At 54.4% G+C, this 19971-nt stretch carries 15 protein-coding genes; 4 read left to right on the plus strand and 11 right to left on the minus strand.

What is annotated here, in order from left to right:
* Positions 1-72 precede the first annotated feature (72 nt).
* The 3 genes from IFJ82_RS11050 (at position 73) to IFJ82_RS11060 (ending at position 4604) form a co-directional block, all read left to right on the plus strand.
* Positions 73-2724, plus strand: coding sequence for a TonB-dependent receptor (locus IFJ82_RS11050; RefSeq protein WP_225578646.1), 2652 nt, complete (start codon positions 73-75; stop codon positions 2722-2724).
* An 85-nt stretch (positions 2725-2809) separates the two neighbouring features.
* Positions 2810-4033, plus strand: coding sequence for a sulfite dehydrogenase (gene soxC, locus IFJ82_RS11055; protein WP_075595831.1), 1224 nt, complete (start codon positions 2810-2812; stop codon positions 4031-4033).
* A complete protein-coding gene (locus tag IFJ82_RS11060; protein ID WP_192264591.1) occupies positions 4020-4604 on the plus strand; it encodes a c-type cytochrome in 585 nt (194 codons plus the stop codon). Before soxC ends, IFJ82_RS11060 begins: the two co-directional genes overlap by 14 nt.
* Before the next feature lie 363 nt (positions 4605-4967).
* On the opposite strand, the gene IFJ82_RS11065 is transcribed toward IFJ82_RS11060, so the two are convergent.
* The 8 genes from IFJ82_RS11065 to IFJ82_RS11100 form a co-directional block, all read right to left on the minus strand.
* A complete protein-coding gene (locus IFJ82_RS11065; protein WP_075595833.1) occupies positions 4968-6386 on the minus strand; it encodes an NCS1 family nucleobase:cation symporter-1 in 1419 nt (472 codons plus the stop codon).
* A gap of 66 nt (positions 6387-6452) precedes the next feature.
* Positions 6453-6896, minus strand: a complete 444-nt coding sequence (locus IFJ82_RS11070) for a MarR family winged helix-turn-helix transcriptional regulator (RefSeq protein WP_040510643.1) — start codon at positions 6894-6896, stop codon at positions 6453-6455.
* A gap of 52 nt (positions 6897-6948) precedes the next feature.
* Positions 6949-8208, minus strand: a complete 1260-nt coding sequence (locus tag IFJ82_RS11075) for an MFS transporter (RefSeq protein WP_075595834.1) — start codon at positions 8206-8208, stop codon at positions 6949-6951.
* A 183-nt stretch (positions 8209-8391) separates the two neighbouring features.
* Positions 8392-9192 carry an alpha/beta fold hydrolase gene (locus tag IFJ82_RS11080; RefSeq protein ID WP_192264593.1) on the minus strand — a complete coding sequence of 267 codons (801 nt, stop codon included), beginning with the start codon at positions 9190-9192 and terminating at the stop codon, positions 8392-8394.
* A 23-nt stretch (positions 9193-9215) separates the two neighbouring features.
* Entirely contained in the window at positions 9216-9977 is a 762-nt protein-coding gene (locus tag IFJ82_RS11085; RefSeq protein WP_062809332.1) for a maleate cis-trans isomerase family protein, read from the minus strand.
* A complete protein-coding gene (locus IFJ82_RS11090) occupies positions 9971-10633 on the minus strand; it encodes an isochorismatase family protein (RefSeq protein ID WP_003619102.1) in 663 nt (220 codons plus the stop codon). Before IFJ82_RS11090 ends, IFJ82_RS11085 begins: the two co-directional genes overlap by 7 nt.
* 51 nt (positions 10634-10684) lie before the next feature.
* Positions 10685-11716 carry a M29 family metallopeptidase gene (locus tag IFJ82_RS11095; protein WP_192264595.1) on the minus strand — a complete coding sequence of 344 codons (1032 nt, stop codon included), beginning with the start codon at positions 11714-11716 and terminating at the stop codon, positions 10685-10687.
* A 96-nt stretch (positions 11717-11812) separates the two neighbouring features.
* Positions 11813-12940, minus strand: coding sequence for an FAD-dependent oxidoreductase (locus tag IFJ82_RS11100; RefSeq protein WP_075623902.1), 1128 nt, complete (start codon positions 12938-12940; stop codon positions 11813-11815).
* Positions 12941-13542: 602 nt separating this feature from the next.
* On the opposite strand from IFJ82_RS11100, the gene IFJ82_RS11105 reads away from it, so the two are divergent.
* Positions 13543-15894 (plus strand): TonB-dependent receptor, encoded by a 2352-nt coding sequence (locus tag IFJ82_RS11105; protein ID WP_192264597.1) that lies wholly within the window; start codon positions 13543-13545, stop codon positions 15892-15894.
* 210 nt (positions 15895-16104) lie between these two features.
* Here IFJ82_RS11105 and IFJ82_RS11110 read toward each other — a convergent pair whose 3' ends face one another.
* The 3 genes from IFJ82_RS11110 to IFJ82_RS11120 form a co-directional block, all read right to left on the minus strand.
* Positions 16105-17358 carry a M20 family metallo-hydrolase gene (locus IFJ82_RS11110; protein ID WP_192264599.1) on the minus strand — a complete coding sequence of 418 codons (1254 nt, stop codon included), beginning with the start codon at positions 17356-17358 and terminating at the stop codon, positions 16105-16107.
* A gap of 82 nt (positions 17359-17440) precedes the next feature.
* Positions 17441-18529 (minus strand): phosphotransferase, encoded by a 1089-nt coding sequence (locus IFJ82_RS11115; RefSeq protein WP_225578648.1) that lies wholly within the window; start codon positions 18527-18529, stop codon positions 17441-17443.
* Positions 18526-19968: an NAD-dependent succinate-semialdehyde dehydrogenase gene (locus tag IFJ82_RS11120; RefSeq protein WP_192266506.1), complete on the minus strand. Its 1443-nt coding sequence runs from the start codon at positions 19966-19968 to the stop codon at positions 18526-18528. Before IFJ82_RS11120 ends, IFJ82_RS11115 begins: the two co-directional genes overlap by 4 nt.
* Between the last annotated feature and the right edge of the window lie 3 nt (positions 19969-19971).

Consider the following 19971-nt stretch of genomic DNA (forward strand, 5'->3'; position numbering starts at 1 on the left):
TCACACATCTGGCGCCTTCTAATTCATTGAAAACGCGCCATCGGTTAGGCGACACTCTGGAGCAGTTTTAGTATGTTGATCAAACTTGATTGGAGTAAGCACGCGCTATTAAAGCGATCGTTACCTGCTGTGCTGGTAACACTGCCATTGGGAAGTAGTCTTGGGTATACAGGCAAGGCATCTGCAAAAGATATGCAGATGTCATCTGGTATGCATCATGCATCATCGAAAAAGCATCATGATGATTCACATGCCCATATGACAGGACATAATGCCAAATCTGGCCATCATAATCACGACATGGATGATGATAATGGCAATATGGGAAGCGCAACGGAAAATATTCATGTGACTTCTGCAATGAGTGCAGGAGATCGCAAAATGCATGAAGTCATGATGAAGACATCGCGCTTTGGTGATGTTGTAACAGGAAAAGAGGCCCAAGAACAGCAATTTACAACTTTGAATGATTATTCATACAAGGTTCCAGGATTCCGCCCCAATACAACAACACCACATTATTCGCGCATGTCGATCCGTGGCCTGGGACAACCATTATCCGGCTCTGCCGGGATTGGATATCTCTCAGAAACAGCATTTTCTGTTGATAACGTAACCTGGTTACAACCCGATTATCAGGCCGGAGACTGGAGTAATATCAGCTCATTTGAAATCGGTTATGGTCCGGGTGGAACAGCAGGTGGGCATAATTCTGATGTTGGCGTCATTTCCATCATGACGGCATTACCTTCCTTCAAACGTAGTACACAATATGAACAGACGGTTGGAAATTACGGCCATACCATTGAAAAGCTTGATAGTACAGGTTCCATTGTACGTGGCCATTTGGCATATCGTATTACTGGATACTATGATAATGCCAATGGCTGGATTCATGATATCCTGAACGGAAAACGTTACCAGAACATAAATCGTGGCGGTGTTCGCGCGCAGCTCTTGGCGACGGAGGAAAATTATACCGATCGCTTTATTTTTTCTTATAATGGCTCCAGTGAATATAGTCAGTATGGTGAATCAGCAGGCACCGGTGGTGCAAGTGCCCCAATCGGGGATTCGGTGCTGGTTTACGGGAATGGGCGATATGCCGGAAGCTATGCCGCGACATTAGCATCGCGTTTAAATAAATCCGTACTGACATATAATCCTTATCGTCCGGCCCTTGCTGATCCAGGGAAGGAGCGAAGCAATGTATATACAGCATCAAATGAACTTAATTATCATATTGGAAGAAATACGCTAACTTCAATCAGTGCCGTGGGGCTTTTTTCTGGGGTAAATAGCGGAACGACAGATAACCAGAATGTATGGATTGGTACTGGCGGTGAAATGGATGATTATGGTGTCCAGGGATCACAGGAAATTCGCTTGGCTTCTCCTCAGGAAGATAAAATTGCATGGACTGTCGGACTGTATGGCGTTGATAATTCGGCGTGGAACAGGATGCATCATACCGCGTTTGGTACCGATGCGGCAGCCTGGTATTCCCGCCCCGCTGCTGTGACCGGGCTGACGCAATGGGAAAAAAACTATAATACCAATATCCAGGCGGCGATTTTCGCGCAGACAGTCATACATGTTAATAATAAATTCTCTCTGACACTTGGCCTGCGGAACAGTTACGATATCCAGAAATTCAATAATAAATTCGAGGTTGGATATGTCCCTGGTACGGCATATTCCTATGATCAGCAGCGTCAGGCGCTTATGGCCGCGGGGGCCGGTGGTGACGCACGCACCGGGTTACAGCGTAATGACCATGATGGCGTAACAGCAATCATCAATCCCAAATATCAATTGAACAAGAACACTATGTTCTATATCCTTATTGGTCATGGTGACAAAACCGTTTCCGCAAACGGAAATTCTGTTCCGATAAATGAATATAACTCCACAACGAAACAGTATACATTTTATGGATGGTCACCATATTTTTCAAAACCCACGACATCATGGGATTATGAAGGTGGCGTAAAAACGATGTCGTTTAATGGGCAGCTTGTTTCCAACGCGAATTTTTACTGGAATGATTTATATAATTACCAAACAAATCGCGTTTACAATTACTATCTCTCTAATGGTGATCTCGCTAATGTCAGTTATATGGGGAATGCCCCCCATGCCAGACTATATGGTGTTGAATTGTCTGAAAGCCTGACACCTGATTTTATTCCTGGCCTTAATATTCATGCCAGTGGGGCATGGCAACAGGTTCGATATGTAAAATATAACGGTGCCCCTGCACCAACAAGCTATGCTTATTCAGGAGGATCATCAACGGTTGATGAATCCGGTCAAAGCCTGCCTGGCATACCAAGCTTTACCTTTAATATCGGTGCAAATTACGAGCACCCCGTAGGTGCGATTTTCAGTAATTTTCTGACATCCCGTCAACACCGTGCCGCATGGCTGCAACGTGCGTTTACGGCTTTTGGATATATCAATGAAGCATGGTGGAGCAGAAATCGCCTGACAGACCCTCTTGCAGCACATCAGTTTTACCAACGTTCTTATTCCATCCTGAATGCTGGTATCGGTTTACGTACGGCAGATCAGAATTTCAGTGTGACATTATGGGCCAAAAACCTGTTGGATGCCCGTCCATGGACAGGATACAGCCCCGGCAGTGCAAGTTCCCCGGAATCTGTGGACCTGACCCAACAAGGACCACGTTATTTTGGTGCCACGATGCATATGGGTTTCTAGTTCCAGCACCAGTTTTATTATCATTATTTTTTATATGACATAATGATAACAGGATGCCGCCCCTCCGGGACACAAGGTACGGTACATGACACTGAATCGTAGAAAACTTCTGACCAGAACAGTTTTATTTTCAACACTGTTTCAAAAAAATAAAACGTCGGAAGCTGCTGACCTCGATATACCGTCCTGGACCAGGGAGCCAGGCGCACCAATTTTAAAAAACCCGTATGGAAAACCGTCATCTTTTGAAAAAGATGTTGTCAGACGAACATTTACCAAGATGCGTGGAGGTCAAGGATCAACCCTGACCCCATTGGCCTCTTTACATGGCATAATAACACCGGGCGGATTACATTTTGAACGGCATCATGCCGGGGTGCCGGATATTGATCCGGCACAGCATGCTCTGATCGTCCATGGTCTTGTCGATCAACCAATGCGTTTTTCTCTGGATGATTTGCACCGTCTTCCCTCTGTTTCGCGCCTTTGCTTTATCGAATGTTCGGGCAACACAGGCACCGAATGGACAAAAGCGACCAGAACGGACGTGCAAAGTACTCACGGACTGCTCTCATGTTCTGAATGGACTGGCGTTCCTTTGCCCTACATTCTGGCTGAAACTGGCATAAAAGCAGATGCACGATGGATTCTTGCGGAAGGCGCTGATGGAGCAGCCATGTCACGCAGTATCCCCCTGGCAAAAGGTCTAGATGACGTCATTGTTGCGTATGCCCAAAATGGCGAAGCACTTCGTCCAGAGCAAGGATACCCGTTACGGCTGATCTGCCCCGGATACGAAGGTAACATGAACATAAAATGGCTCCGGCGTTTAAAGCTGGGCCAGTATCCATTCTATACGCGTGAGGAGACATCTAAATATACTGATTTGCTACCTGATGGAAAAGCACGGCAGTTCAGTTTTACGATGGGTGTCAAATCTGTCATTGTTCGCCCTTCTGGTGGCATGAAGCTTTCCTCTCCAGGCTTGCAGGAAATCAATGGTCTGGCATGGAGTGGACATGGAAAAATCACAAAAGTCCATGTTTCAACAGATGGTGGAAAACAATGGACACCTGCCCGTCTTGATGGATTGGTATTAGATAAATGCTTGACACGCTTTACTCTTCCTTGGGTATGGAATGGACAAAAAACAATCCTACAAAGCAAGGCTTACGATGAAGCTGGCAATGTCCAGGAAACCCGTCAGGTTTTGCGAGCACGCTATGGGGATAATTTATATTACCATAACAATGGCATTCAATCTTGGTTGGTTTCTGAATCGGGCGATATCTCAAATGTATTCATATAATATTTGTGCATTTTTTATTTCTATTTTTATTTTTAGCGAACCATGCCTGGCCGCCCAATGCCCAGGAACATCAATATCTGAAAATGATATTTCACCATGGAACATAGATATTTCCAAAAACTCTCCACTTCCTTCGGGAAGTGGCACGCCATTAATGGGAAAAAAGATATATCTTGAAAAATGTGCTGCATGTCATGGGGAAACCGGTGAAGGAATGATGGGTATATATCCTGCGCTAAGCGGTGGTATAGGCAGTCTTGCGACAACAACGCCCCTACGGACAGTTGGAAGTTTCTGGCCATATCCAGAAAGTGTTCTTGATTATGTCAGACGTGCAATGCCTTTGAATGCGCCTCAATCTTTAAACACCGATGATTTATATTCTGTTGTATCTTATCTGTTTTATATGAATCATATTATTCCGCAGGAATTTTCCCTCAATGAAAAAAATATTCATTCCATAAAAATGCCAAACAAGGATGGGTTTATTAATAAAAAAGAAGTAAATAGAAATAAAAATACCCCACGCGATGAACTGCGTTCACGATTAGGAATTTGCTTACACCCATGATGATTTACGTTATACGCATTCATATTATATGAAATATTTCCGTTTATTTAAAAATAAAGACGCATACAGATACCAGCCCCCCTCTCCATCACTCCCAATACGCAATTTACAGCATGGAGATAATCGTGAGTTCATCAGTATCGAGGTAGTTCATAGCCAATTTTCTGCATATATTACTATCTTAGTTCTCCAGCCATAACGCATTGATTGTTTTTGCACTGGGCAATCCCCGCTTGCAGCCTGCATGTGAAACACGCTTCAGCCCTCTTGAAAACTCATCATATCGATTTTTCCTTCAGGACTCTTACATGTTTTACTTGAATTATTATATTCAAAAGCACGGTCTATAATAAGATAGCCTGACTACCGGCGCATGAGCAGCCCATACAATATGGCAGCGATCCCCCCACCGATAAACAGGGACATATTATGGATGGGCTTTAGTGCAGGCATGAAGACAACTGCACTGCCTGCAATAACCGCGACCACCATAACCAGAATGGCTACCGGGTTGATGCCGTTATGGTACCAGTACGGCAGGTTGCTCTGGCGACGATAAAGGGCATTCACATCCATCACGCTGCGACGCACGATATAATAATCAGTCAATAAAATGGCGATCAGTGGCCCGATGAAAGTAGCCAGCACATCCAGTGTGAGGTGGATAAGTTCAGGGCGCGCATAAAGATTCCACGGTGTCATGACGACAGCCCCGGCCGCCGCCATCATGCCCCCACAGCGCCATGAAATTCGATGGGGCGCAAGATTTGAGAAGTCAAACGCAGCCGAGACAAAATTAGCAGCAATATTGATCCCTGCCGTCGCCATGACAAAGGTGAGCACGCCCACCACAACGGCAACCGGACTGTCAATCTGGGCCACGGTTTCAACCGGATCAAGGATGATGCGGCCAAAGACGGGCTGTGTCAGCACAATGGTGACAAGCGTAAGAAGTGAAAACCCCATGAAATTGACAGGCAAACCCCAGAAATTACCGCGCCTGATAGCTGGCATTGAGATGCCATATCGTGAAAAATCACCAAAATTGAGCGCAATGGGGGCAAAGTAAGACACCACAAGGGCAATGGCATTGATCATTCCCATGATCCGCGCCGAAATCGCATGATGGGTAACACCGGGGATATCGAATGAAAAATTACGCCATCCCGCATGCCACAGCAGCCATATATCCAGCCCGATCATCACGATATAGATGACAGGTCCGGCCCAATCGACGAAATGGCGGATTACATCCATCCCCCGCCAGAATACCAATGCTTGTACAATCCACAGGATGATAAACGCCCCCCATCCCAATGCCGACAGTCCGGCAAAACCGTGGCTGTCGGCCTGCGCCCAGAACATCAGGCCCGGCCACTGGTGTAAAAGCAGGACAACAACCGCGTTCGAGGCCAGCCATGTCTGTATGCCGTACCAGGCGACTGAAATGATTCCGCGTATGAAAGCAGGGACAAGTGCGCCATGCACACCAAACGCCATACGCGCCATGACGGGATAGGGCGCGCCCGATATCTGGCTGGGGCGCGCGACAAGATTACACAGGACCTGAACAATAATGATCGCGGCGATCAGCGCGATGAACACATCCACCACAGGCAACCCCATGGCAAACAGGCTACCCATCGTGACATATCCCCCGACGCTATGGATGTTTGACATCCATAACGAGACATAATCAAACCAGCCCCATGTCCGCGTGCCGGTAGGGGCAAGATCCGCATTGGTCAGATGCGTATCGGGTGCGCCGACCCCATCATGCATGTAGCTCTCCCGCTTGCTCGATATATGGTAATCTAGGGGCCATACGGGCGCCCGATCATGATCGTATTATTCCGCGAGTTTGCGCAGCACATGCAATGCCGCGATCCGTTCGCACGCATCAAGCGGTTCAAGCGTGAGTTCGGAGACACGGGCGGCCTGGGGCAGATAGGTACGGACCATTTCCATGCCCTCCTCACTCAGCGACAACAGGCGTTCGCGTCTGTCGTCGGGGTTCCCGCGTATATTGATCAGGCCACGCTGCTTCAGGCGTGAACAGATGCCACGCAGGGTGGCATGATCTATGGCTGTAATCCGACCGATATGAATGAGCGAGCCTTCCTTTTCCCTGAATACGGTTGCAAGGACCGCAAACTGGACGGACGTCAGGTGATCATCGGGAATGACGGTCTGGAACAGGGAAGTATGACGTTGGTACGCCCGGCGTAGAAGATGGCCGATCTGCTCATGCAGGTCATAGGTGGTGTATGTCGTGTCGTCTGTCTCGGTCATATGTAGTCCTGCCCGTTGCATGCATGGCGCGCGATCCATTGACGCAACGCCATCAGCTATTGTGTTCCGTCGGGGCAGTACGGGCAACATTGATCAACCGTGCTGGAATGGTCGCGACCAGTCCGGCCCCCACGGCGACACACCCGCCAAAGACGACGAAGATACCCCATGAACCCGGCATGATGCTGCGTGCCCAACCGATCAGGTCGGTTGCCATGAAGCCCGCAAGATTGCTGATCGCCCCGACAAGCGCAAGCCCGGCTGCAACCGTCGCCGCCTCTGGCAGGAGGAGCGAGGGTAAGGTCCAGAATGGCGGCAGCGCGCCGAGGATACCCATGTTGGCAAGCGTAATCAGCATGATCGCCGCCATCACGCTCCCCTGCGCCAGAGGCAGCAGGGCAAGGGCTGCCGCCCCGATCAGGACGGGCACGATAATATGGCGCTTGCGCTCCCCCTTGCGGTCCGAATGCCACCCATTGACGATCATGGCGATGGCGGCGGCAATGTTGGGGATGGCCGTAAGCAGCCCCACCTGCAGCGCAGACACCACACCGGCCTCCCGTAAAAAGGATGGCAGCCAGAAGGCAATGGTATACAGCCCAAGTAGCAGCGCACCATCTGCCAGACCCAGCAGCCATATGCGTCTGTTACGCAAAGCATCCACCATGGCACGCAGGGAATGGGTATGATCGACGGGCACGCAGCGTACCGACAGCAGGACTTTCTGCTCAGGCGTCAGGAAACGTGCCTGGGCGATACTGTCGGGCAGATAAAGGAAAACGGCGATCCCGATCAGAACGGGGGGAACCGCCTCCATAAAAAACAGCCAGCGCCAGCCGGCAATCCCACCATATCCTGCCATCATGTCCAGGATCATGCCCGATAACGGGCCGCCCAGGACACTGGCCAGCGGAATGCCGATCATGAACCGTGCAGTAACACGCGCACGGTATTCGGGTGGAAACCATTGCGAGAGATAGAACAGCACACCGGGCATGAAACCGGCCTCGGCAATGCCCAGCAGCAGGCGCAGGGCATAGAATTCGGCCGGGGAACGGACAAACGCCATCGCCCCGGAACACAGCCCCCATGTAATCAGGATACGCGCCAGCCACCGCCGCGCACCAACGCGCACCATCAGGGCATTACTGGGCATTTCACAGACGATATAGCCAAGGAAGAACAGGCCTGCCCCCATCCCGTAGCTGGCCTCGCTCATGGACAGATCGGACAGCATCCGCAATTTGGCGAAGCCTACGTTCACCCGGTCCAGGTAGGATGCCAGAAACCCGAGGAACAGCAACGGCAGCAATCGCCATGCCACGCGGCCGCACAAGGAAGCGAGAGCGTTATCCACACGAGGCGTGTCAGTCGTCGAAGGGGGTGCATTCATCAAAATACCCTGCTCAGGCCCAGTACGTTCTTTTGATCGCCGCTATGTCCGGCACTCATTCCCCGGCCACCCGCCCCGATACGGGGCGAATGAGATCATGGTTCAGGGCAGATTGAAGCCCTTGAACGACGCCATGAAACCAGCGAGGTTGTCCCATGGGATCATGTGGCCCGCATCAGGCACCCGATCCATGGTGATGGAAGGCAGCAGGCCCGCAATCTCTGCTTCATCCTCGGGCAGGATGACATTGCCGCGCGTCGCGATCATGAGATAGGTCGGCACCGTAAGGTGGGGAAGATCCTGATGGATATCCTCGGTATGGAAACCTTCATAGGTAATGCGGGTGGCCAGTTCGTCGCAGGTATGCAGCCATTCTGCACGCAGTTGGAGCTGTTCCTTAGTCCATGTTGGGCAAAAACAGCGCATCGCCTCGGCATCCATGCCCTTACGCGCAAGGCGGATGGAATCGACATACCAGGGCAGGCTGGATGGATAAGGCCTGCGGCCCGGACCACTGACCGGCGGATCAACCAGAACAAGTGCCGCAATGCCCGATGCATCCTGACGCCCAAGGCGGATGGCAATGCGTGCGCCCATGGAATGGCCTAACACCACGCAGTCCTTCAGGCCCAGCGCATCAATGAAGCCCCGTACATCGCCTGCATAGGCATTCAGGTCATAGGCAAGGTCCTCTCCCCCCTGCGACAGGCCGCGTCCACGTATGTCCAGCACATAGACATCATGTGTGCGGGCCAGTTCCTCGGCCACGAACCCCCATGTGATGGCAGGACTCGTGATGCCAGGCACCAGCACCAGCGGCGTGCCCTTGCCCCCATAACGCAGGTAATGCTGGCGGATGCCATTGGCGTGGACATGCGCACCATACTGAAGGGATGAGGTCATAACGGGTTTCCTGTTTCGAATAATCAATATGCACCGGACAGCAGCGCACCACCGCCCGGGGCGATACGTTCCAGCCCCAGCCGGGTCAGCATGGCGTGCGTTGTCGCGATGGCAGCACTCAGCACGGGCTTGCCGGTCTGCGCCTCGATCATGGGGACAACAGAAAGCGAAGGCATCTGAACGCAGGCCGAGGTCACGATGGCGTCGGCATCGGCATAATTCAGCTTTGCCACGATGCCAGGCAATAGACCGGGATCATGGCGGGCAACATCAAGGTTATCGGGTATTTCCAGGGCAATATGGTCGATGATCTCGTACCCCTCGTCGGTCAGGTAGTCGATGACCATCCGCGTCAGAGGTTTCATGTAAGGCGCAACCAGCACGATGCGACGCGCACCCAGTACCCGCAGCCCATCGACCAGCGCACCCGCACTGGTTACAACCGGCGCAGGGCCGCCATTATCGACCGTACATTGGTGCAACCGCTTTTCTGAAACGCGATGATAGCCCGATCCCATGGACATGGTCGCCACAAGGCAGGCATAGCCCAGCACATCAACCTGTGCATCGCTCAGTTCCAGCGCGCAGCGGTCGGACTGCGCATCCATGGCCGCCAGTTCTTCCTTGCGCACCGTCTTCATGCGCATACGCGCGGAATGGAAGGTAAACCGTTCAGGCCGGATCAACTGCCGTGCGGCCAGCAGAGCCGGAATTTCGGTTTCCATGGTCAGGTTCGAACTGGGTACGATCTGACCAATCCGGTAGGACGTCCCGCGCATCAGCATGCCTCCAGTGTTGCAGGGGGAAGCTGTTCAAGCAGTGCATCAAGCGTAATCACATCGCCGCATTTCTGGCTCATGTCGAACAGGTTGGCTTCATGCGGGCCGATGGCGCGATCGCCCACGCAATCAGCAATCACAACCGGGCGAAAGCCAAGCTGCATGGCATCAAGCACGCTGGCCCGCACGCAGCCACTGGTTACGCAACCTGCAACCACCACGGTCTGCACCCCCTGCGCTGCATACCAGCTTGCCAACGGTGTGCCGGCAAAGGCGGAAGGGACGGTCTTACGCACCACATATTCCCCCGGATCGGGCGCCAGTTCGGGCACGATGGCACTTGCGGGATTATGCTCGGTCAAACCCAGCATACTGGGCACTTTTTCAGAAAAGATATTGGCATCCGCGCCATCATCAGCAAAGACGATGCGCGTATGTGCAACAGGCCAGCCCAGCTTTCGCGCCGTCGCAAGCAATGTAGTGGTACGCGCGATTGCAGGGGGAATATTGCCCCCACCGAACTGTTGCGGATCGGCAAAGCCATTTACAAAATCGACAATAAGCAGGCCAACCTTGCCAACAAGACCAAGCGACCGACCAAAACCCTGGCGGTGGTACAGCGCGCTGTCCTGTTCGGGGGCGGATGTCTCGATAGGCGGCATTGTCTATCCTTTTCGTATTTCAGATCATATCATAACTTATAAGAAATGATATTAGATTACGCGTCCCTTTTCCACTACGGTCCTGCCATCAAGCATGACTGTGCAGTTGCGCATGGGGATATCGATATGGCATGCCGTATCGCGCGTACCCCCGGCCTCATTATTCGGACCGGTGGACCACAGAAAGTTTCCAGCCACGGCGCGCGGATCCATGCCGATCGTATTTTCAGAATCATAGAACCCCATGACCGACCAGTGCGCGCGATCCTGCAACCCCCACCCGACATGCGACAGGGCATAGGCTTCAGGATCGCGGAAGGAATCCATGTAAGATTTCAGTAGGTCCGCATCCAGCCCACCGGAAATATCGGTCACGTACCCGTTGCGGATGGTACAGGTGATCGGATCGCGTATATAGGATTTATGGGGCAACAGGATATCGCCACGATCCAGCACGATCACACCGTTGGCGGATCCTTCGTTCGACCATGTGGCCAAAAAGCCGCTGGGCCAGTGATCCCACCGGCCGGGGCGGTCACAGAAACCATATTCCTCCAGAATGGGGAAATCACCCAATGCACACTGCATGTCCGTGCCCGCATCGGACACAACATGCATGGTACGCGCCGCACGCAGCACGGCAGAGGCCGCCAGCACGCGCTCACGGTCCTGCAGCGTAGGCAGCAGCCGCACCAGTACCTCGGGCGGTTCCACCGCCAGCAGGATACGACCGCCCGATGCCAGGATCTCATGCTGTTCGGGCGAAAAGAGCAATGTCATGAGATCGAGGACCAGATCGCTTTCCTTTAGGATCGCCATGGCCGCACGGTTACCCGTAAGCGGCGTGGTCCCGACATAGGCCAGCGGATCGCGTGAAAGCGACAGGCCGCCATTGGTGGGCTGCAGGTCAAGCCGGTTGACCACAAGCCCCTTCAGCCCCGCCGCGATGATGGCACAGCGCATGGTCTGGCGATTGGTCTCGGATGAAGTCAGGACCGTAACGCTCTGTCCTGTGGTCATGTCGGACAGGTCAAGCACCTGCGTCCATGCCTGAATGAGTTCTGCATCGCTGATTGAGGGCATCGGACCTGCTCCATAAATAAGGGCCTGCGGGTGGGCCAGAACACCAGTCGGAACATCCGTGTGGCCATGTTCCCCATGACCACACGCGAGAACGGTTTATGCGTGCAGGTCGATCCCGTAGACGTCATAACCGTAGACCCATGATGGATCTTCATTCGTGCGTAGCCATGTATTGGCGTTCGATACTTCCTGCACGCGGGAGGCACGCCCCATGCGATGGTGACGATAGGCCTCGAAACAGGTATTGGGATCGTTCGTTTCGATTTCGGACATGCAGCGCACCAACATGGCCGCATCCTCGATCGCCATGGCAGCACCCTGTGCCATATGCGGCTTCATCGGGTGACAGGCGTCACCAAGCAGGACCACACGACCACGGTGCCAGACAGGCAGCGGCCTGCGGGTATAGAGCGGCCATTTGGTAATGTTTTCGGCCGCATCAATATAGGCCCGAACCAGCGGATCGTAACCAGCGAAGGATTTGTGCATTTCCGCATGCGTGCTTGGCACCCATGAAACCCCAAGCGGCCAGCTTTCGGCAGGTTCACCCGTGACAAAATAGAATTCTTCCTTTTTGTGATCAAGGAAGTACGTCATCATATGCCGGTCAGATGACCACCATTTCACGCATTCACCCACATCCAGACCGGCCAGTTTGCTGGCCTTTATCATACCGCGATGACCAATCCAGCCAGTAAAAAGCGGGTCTTCCGGGCCAAGCAGCTTTGCCCGCACACATGAATTGAGGCCATCGGCACCAATCAGGATATCCACGTCATCGGATGTACCATCCATGAACGATAGACGCACCCCCCTGTCATGTACATGCAGGTCGGCAAGGCATTTGCCAAACTGCACATTGGCGGCATCCACCGCACCCAGCATGATCTGGTGGGCTTCACCACGGTGAATGGTAATATACGGCGCCTGATAACGCGCACGGTCGGCATTAAGCGGAATACGCGACAGATAAGCGCCATCCGTCGCATTACGGCTGCACCAGTATTGTGGTTCGTTCGCGACTGCGGCCATACTCTCTTCAATGCCAAGACGGCGCATGATTTTCATGACATTGGGACCAAGCTGTATGCCAGCGCCCAGCCGGGAAAAAGCGGGCATCTGATCATACAGCACCACACTGAAACCCGCGCGCTGCAACAGGCCCGCCGCGGTCGTACCGCCCAGTCCAGCGCCAACAACGCCAATACGAAGAGAGCGTTCCATTCATCCTGCTTTCAACTTGATCTGGCGGGCACGCACGGCCGCCAGGCGTTAATTCATGACATATAACGTATACACCACATATGCCCGGATCAAGATTTATTATCCCTGAATAACGTTATTGAGATTCTCTCCCGGAAAACGCCCGAAAACCAGGAAAACTCCCTCCTTGGAAAAACGGTATCGGCCACGGTTACGCTGAAAAAAATCGTTTCCCCAGATCCACAAACTGCGCCCTTAATTTTAATAAAACATTGTTTATAAACAAAATTATTCTTATTCCCCCGCATCCAGGAAAAAGCCTCATCCACCTTTGATAGAGACAGGAATCATATCGAGCCTGAATAAGGCTGTGTCTAAAAAGACACAATTCGTCCTATTTAAATTCATAACGAATAAAAAACAATTCCAAAGGGGCGCCTGCATAAAGTAGCGTATACAACGTTAATGCCGGAATCGGCTGTATCCTGCCAAGCAGAAGGGGTTTCAATCCGTGCCGAGGATGCACCGACCTTCACGACCAGAGAACAGATTTCAAAAACATATGCTTGGGCAAAAACGCCGCCTGCCTACCCACCTCTCCCTGATATGAAAGGAATACATGCATGATCTGGAAGCATGTGAAATATCTGCACCTGCCCTTGTCCCCGATCATCATGCTGGCCCTGTCCACCCAGCACTTCGCGCATGCCGCATCCGCCCCGCACAAGAAGGCGGAAGAACATACCGCCCCGAAAAACACTGCCACACACAGGGTCATTCATGCAGGTGCCAATGCCACGGCGGCACCGGAAAAGATCAGCGTTGTGGGATCAGGTTCGACCCGCCAGATGCAGTCGCTCTCCCGCCGTGACCTGCAATATCTTGTGCCAGGCACCACGCCACTCAAAGCCGTGGGGAATATGCCTGGCGTACAGTTCAGTTCATCCGATCCGCTGGGCATCGACCTGTGGTCACAAAGCTTTTACATGCATGGTTTTACCAGCGACCAGCTTGGTTTTACCGTCGATGGTATAGCTCTGGGCGGCCAAGGATATGAATCCCATGATGGCGTGCCCGTCAACCGCGTCATCAGCAATGAAAACATTTCTCATACGGACGTGTCACAAGGCGCCGGTGGGCTTGATACCCCGTCCACCAGCAACCTTGGGGGCACCGTACGTTTTTACAGCGACGACCCAAGCGACAAGATGGGGGGCAAGGTTTCGCAGACATTCGGCAGCTATAATGCATTCCGTACTTTCGCACGGTTTGACAGCGGCAAGCTGAATAAAAGCGGGACGAAGTTCTACATGTCCTATGACCGTCGCGCCGAGGATAAATGGCTGGGTGGGGATTCACAGTTTCAGCAGATGGTGAATACCAAGTTGGTACAGCCGATCAACGACCACACAACCTTCAAGGCCTATTTCGACTGGTCCAGCGAGGCCGCGGCTTCCTATCTGGACAATTCACTCGAAATGCTGAACAAGGTTGGATACGATTCAGATTATTACTATCCGAACTACGGCGCGGCACTGAATGCCGCCAACGGTAACTATCCCTCCAAATATCAGGGCCTGTCTGATCCGAAGAATGCGGCCTATTACCGCGGCATCGAAACCAGTTCCTATTACGTGGGCGGCATGAGCCTGGACAGCAAGCTCACTACGAACCTGGAATCCAAGACCACCTTCTACGGTGTGGGCAAGCGTTACGATGCGTGGTGGACCTCGCCCTATGTCAGTTCACCCAGCGGCGCACCGCTGGCGGCACAGGACCAGGCCATGAGTTCACGCAGGCTGGGGTTCCAGACCGACCTTATCTACCATTTTCGGCATCATACCTTTGATGCGGGCTTCTGGTACGAGAACTCCACCTACAACCCGGAAATGGATTACTTCAACGAACCCAATTCCGCCAATGGTACGCCTTATAACGAAGTCGCCCACAAGGGTGAGCCGTTCATGATCGGATATGGCGAGGCATTCAACACGAATACCTATGTCTTTCACCTGCAGGATACCTATAAAATCCTACCTAACCTGACCCTGCATGCAGGTTTCCGCACCATGGTCGTCAATGCAAGCGATCGCGTGACCCATAACGACATACGTTACACGAACAGCACGCAGATTCCGGCCGGTTCACTTACGGCAGAAGCCGCCGCCCTGCCACAGTTCAGCGGCAACTGGCGTTTCGCACCCCATAATGAATTCTATTTCGATATCTCCAAGAACATGCAGGCCTATCCGGAAGGGGGCTATAACATGTTCTCGCCATGGGGCGCTAAAACGCAGTCCGATTTCAATGCACTCAAGAAAAACCTTCGCCCTGAAACCGACTGGGTATATGAAATCGGTTACCGGCTGCAGACCCGTCGCGTTATCGGCCTGCTGAATCTGTATCATACCGACTTTTCAAACCGTCAGCAGTCAATTTCCGTAGGGCCGTTGGTTACTGCCCACTCGCTGTTCGAAAATGTCGGCAGCGTCAATATGAATGGTGTTGATGCCAGCGTGACCTTCATTCCGGTACGCCATCTGTCGATCTATAACAGCATCAGCTACAACAGTTCCAAATTTGAAAATAATCTGACTTCGGGCGGTGTCCTGTATCATCTCAAGAACAAGCAGGAACCCAACTATGCTCATCTGATGTACAAGAACTCCCTGAAATACTCGATCAAGGGGATCAACATTCACTTCGATACCCTGTTCATGGGCAAAAGATACCTCAGCTATACCAACGATTCCCGCGTTCCATCCTACTGGCTGGAGAATTTCGGTGTCAGTTACACCCTGCATGATGTGTCGGTTGCCAAGAACCTCAAGTTCGACTTTAACATCTATAACATTACCAATGAACGCTATATCTCCAACATGGGTAGTGGAGGCAATCCGCTTTCGGGTGATTACAACAGCCTGCAGGTTGGCGCGCCCCGGTCCTTTTATGGCACCATAAGCGCGGATTTCTGATCTGTTTGCATAAAGCTGACTGGGAAGATGACTTACGGGTTGTCTTCCTGGTTACCGGCTTGAGTATCCGCTCCCACTGGTCATCGCGTAAACCGTATCGCCGCATCCGTCTGTCTCCCCCAAAAACCGGGAAAACAGTCAGCACACATAGCTACAAAGTAGCCCCGCACGTGCCACACTCAGGGCTTAAATGACGACACGCCGTAGCCCTCATGCAGGGTCGAAATGTTCATCCGCCGCCATAATCGCGCGCATCAGCACGTTTGCGCCTGCCACGATATCCTCCGGTTCGGCGTATTCCGCCTCATTGTGGCTCAACCCATCACGACAGGGAATAAAGATCATCGCAGTCGGACAGATCCGGGCCATATAGGCCGCATCATGTCCCGCGCCAGAAATGATGTCGCGATGGCTCAGCCCCGCCTTTGCCGCCGCATCACGCACTATGCCGATGCAGGCGGGGTCAAACGGCACGGAAGGCGAGGCCCAGCTTTCCTCGATCAACAGGTCGATGCCCGCTCCGCATGCAATCTCGTCCGCCCGGGCACGAAAGTCGGCTTCCATCCTGTCTATCACCGCATCCTCGGGGTGGCGCAGGTCCAGCGTCATGCGCACTTCACCCGGCACCACATTACGACTGCCCGGACGTGCGTCGATGATGCCGATGGTTGTCTTGGCATCATGCCCATGCGCCGCCGCCACATCCGCCGCCAGCACCATCAGGCGGGCCGCTGCCAGCAGAGCATCGCGGCGCAGCTCCATGGGCGTGGTACCGGCATGGGCCTCCTGACCGGTCAGGGTCACGTCAAACCACCGCATGCCCTGCACGCCTGTCACGACGCCGATGGTTTTGCCTTCATTTTCCAGCACCGGTCCCTGCTCGATATGCAGTTCGAAATAGGCGGCAAGCGGGTGCGCGCCACAGGGTTCATCGCCCCTGTAGCCAATCGCCTGCAGGGCATCACCCAGACGGACCCCATCACGATCAGCCAGGGCGTAAGCCTGCTCCAGCGTGAAAACACCGGCAAAAACGCCCGATGCCGTCATGGCCGGGGCAAAACGTGCCCCTTCCTCATTGGTCCAGTTGGCCAGTTCAATTGAATGGCGAGGCACATATCCCGCCGCCCGGAAGGCACGCAATACCGCCAGCCCCCCGAGCACGCCATAAATGCCATCATACCGGCCGCCCGTGGGCTGGGTGTCGAGGTGGCTGCCCATCATCAGTGGCGGAAGGGTGGGATCACTCCCCTCCAGCCGCAGGAACTGGCTGCCCATTGTGTCTATCGTAATGGAACACCCAAGCGCCTCACCATGCGTGGCCAGCCAGTCACGGACAAGGCGGTCCTCCGCCGACAGGGCCAGCCGGCGGATACCGCCCCGTGGGGTCGCGCCAAAACGGGATGTGAAGGCAATGTCCTCGTTCAGGCGGGGACCATCAATCGTGATATTTGCATTCTTGTGCATCTGACTAACCTTTTTTCATGGTCCTGTGCTGATGCGCGGCTCATGGCCAGCCGTATCATATCAGCCCGTATATCCCTTGCGGTTAAGCGGCTGCGAAGGTCAGCATCCTGTCGCGCAGGGTGTCCTGCAGGGCTTCCAGCCGGGACAGGCCCTGCCAGGCGATGGCCTGGTTACGCGTGATGTATTCGGTATCGGCGGGATTGCGGCTGGCCCGCCATGAACTGATGCCCAGCGACATGACCAGCCGCGCGCCCATCATGGCGGGCAGGCACGCCAGTTCCGCCCGTGTGAGCGCAACGGTCTGGCAATAGCCGGAAAGAATGGCCATGAACTGCTCCAGCGGCTGCGTACCACTCCCCATCATGTACGATGCGGCAATTGCAAGGTCCTGCACGCGCGGGGCGCGTATCACATCGCCAAAGTCGATCACGCCCTCGATGACCTGATCGCTACACAGGATATTATGCACATTGAAGTCGTTATGGATCACCTGCGCTGGCAGCGTCGCCATGACAGGCTGCACCTGCTGTTCGAATGCCGCCAGTGCCCCGCTGGCCAGCGCCCTTTGCGCCCCGGTGGGGAAATAGCGGATGAAATTGCGCATATAGGCCGCATTGCGCAAATTCCATAAAAGCGCATGGGACTGGGCCGGGTGGTCAAAGCCCGCCAGGGCCTGGTCCAGCCGCCCCAGCATACCCCCGATGGAGGTGCATAACGGCACTGTGGCCGGCCGGTTGCCCAAGGGCGTGCCGGGCAGGAATGTCACCATCCGCACGATCCGCCCTTCACCCGCACCATCGCGCCATACGGCCTGCGGCACGGATGGGGCCAGCAGTTCCGGCACGGCCAGCGTCGGGTCTTTCACCCTGAGGTAGCGCAGGACACTGTCCTGCAGGTCAAGCATTTCCGGCTGTTCGGCACAGTGGGCAATTTTCAGCACGTAATCGCCGCCCTGCGTGGTACGAAGGCGGAAATTTCTGTCGCGCTCTCCCGGCAGACGTGACACCACGCCGGTCATGCCAAACATGTCATGCGCGATCCGGGTTGCGTCCTCCACCGATACGGACCGCGATGGCTGTTCAAGCAGGATCAGCGCCGTTTCAAAATCGGCCCCGGTTTTTCCCATGCCGGTAGAAGAGACAGGCACGCCCATCGGATGCCCCCTGTTCACATATAATCCATTGATGTCACCATACGGGTATCAAGATAGGCGTCGAGTGCCTCCGACCCGCCTTCCGAGCCATAACCGGAATCCCCGATCCCGCCAAAGGGAATTTCCGGCAGGGACAGGCCTATATGGTTGATGGTCAGCATGCCCGTGCGCACCGTATCACGCAGGCGGCCCGCAACCGCACCCGAACCGGTAAAGGCATAGGCCGCAAGCCCGTATGGCAGGCGATTGGCCTCGGCAATGGCGTCCTCCAGCGTATCAAAGGGACAGAGCAGCGAGATCGGACCAAAGGGCTCCTCGTTCATGATGCGCATATCGGCCGTCACCCCCGTCAGCACGGTAGGGGCATAGAAATAACCCGGCATTGCAAGGCGGGTGCCGCCGGTTTCCACCCTTGCGCCGCTGTCGCGCGCCTCATCGACCAGGGCCTCGATTGCCTCCAGCCGCCGCTGGCTGACCACGGGTCCCATCTGCGTGCCGGGACACTGGCCATTGCCCACCACCAGCGCCTGCATGCGCGCGACATAGGCGGAGCGGAATGCCTCAAAGACCCCCTTTTCGATCAGGAACCGCGTGGGGGAGACACAGACCTGCCCGGCATTGCGGATCTTGGCTTCGGCAAGGAGGGAGACGGCACGCGTGATATCGGCATCCGCCGTGACAATGACCGGGCCATGGCCGCCGAGTTCCATGGTCACCCGCTTCATGTGCGCGCCGGCAAGGGAGGCCAGGATCTTGCCCACCGCCGTTGACCCCGTGAACGTGACCTTGCGGATGATGTCATCGGCAATCAGCGTTTCCGAAATTTCGGCGGGCGTGCCGTATACCAGCCCGATCACCCCGGCGGGCACGCCCGCATCGGCAAAGGCGCGGATCAGCATCGCGGGCGAGGCCGGGGTTTCCTCCGGGGCCTTGACGATGATGGAACACCCCGTGGCAAGGGCCGCGCTGACCTTGCGCACGACCTGGTTTACTGGAAAATTCCACGGGCAGAATGCGGCAACCGGGCCAACCGGCGTGCGGATGACGGACTGCGTGACCCCCATGAACCGCGCCGGTACGAGGCGCCCGTAAGCGCGCCGCCCCTCTTCCGCCATCCAGTCGATAATATCGGCGGCGGCGGCCATCTCGGCACGCGCCTCCGCCACGGGCTTGCCCTGTTCGAGCGACATGTAGCCTGCCGCCTCTTCCGCACGTTCACGCAGCAGCACGGCGGCCCGGCGCATGATCTGGTAGCGCTGGAAGGCGGGCGTGGCGCTCCATACGGCAAAGCCGCGCCGTGCCGCCGCCAGCGCCTGCGCCAGTTCGGGCTGCCCCGCATGGGCAACCGTGCCGATCACCTGTGCGGTCGCGGGGTTGATTACGTCAAGCGTCCGCCCATCGCTGGCCGCCTGCCACTGGCCACCAATAAACAACAGGGTATCGGGATAGGACATCATCAT

It is taken from the genome of Novacetimonas hansenii (assembly GCF_014843995.1).
GTDB lineage: Bacteria > Pseudomonadota > Alphaproteobacteria > Acetobacterales > Acetobacteraceae > Novacetimonas > Novacetimonas hansenii.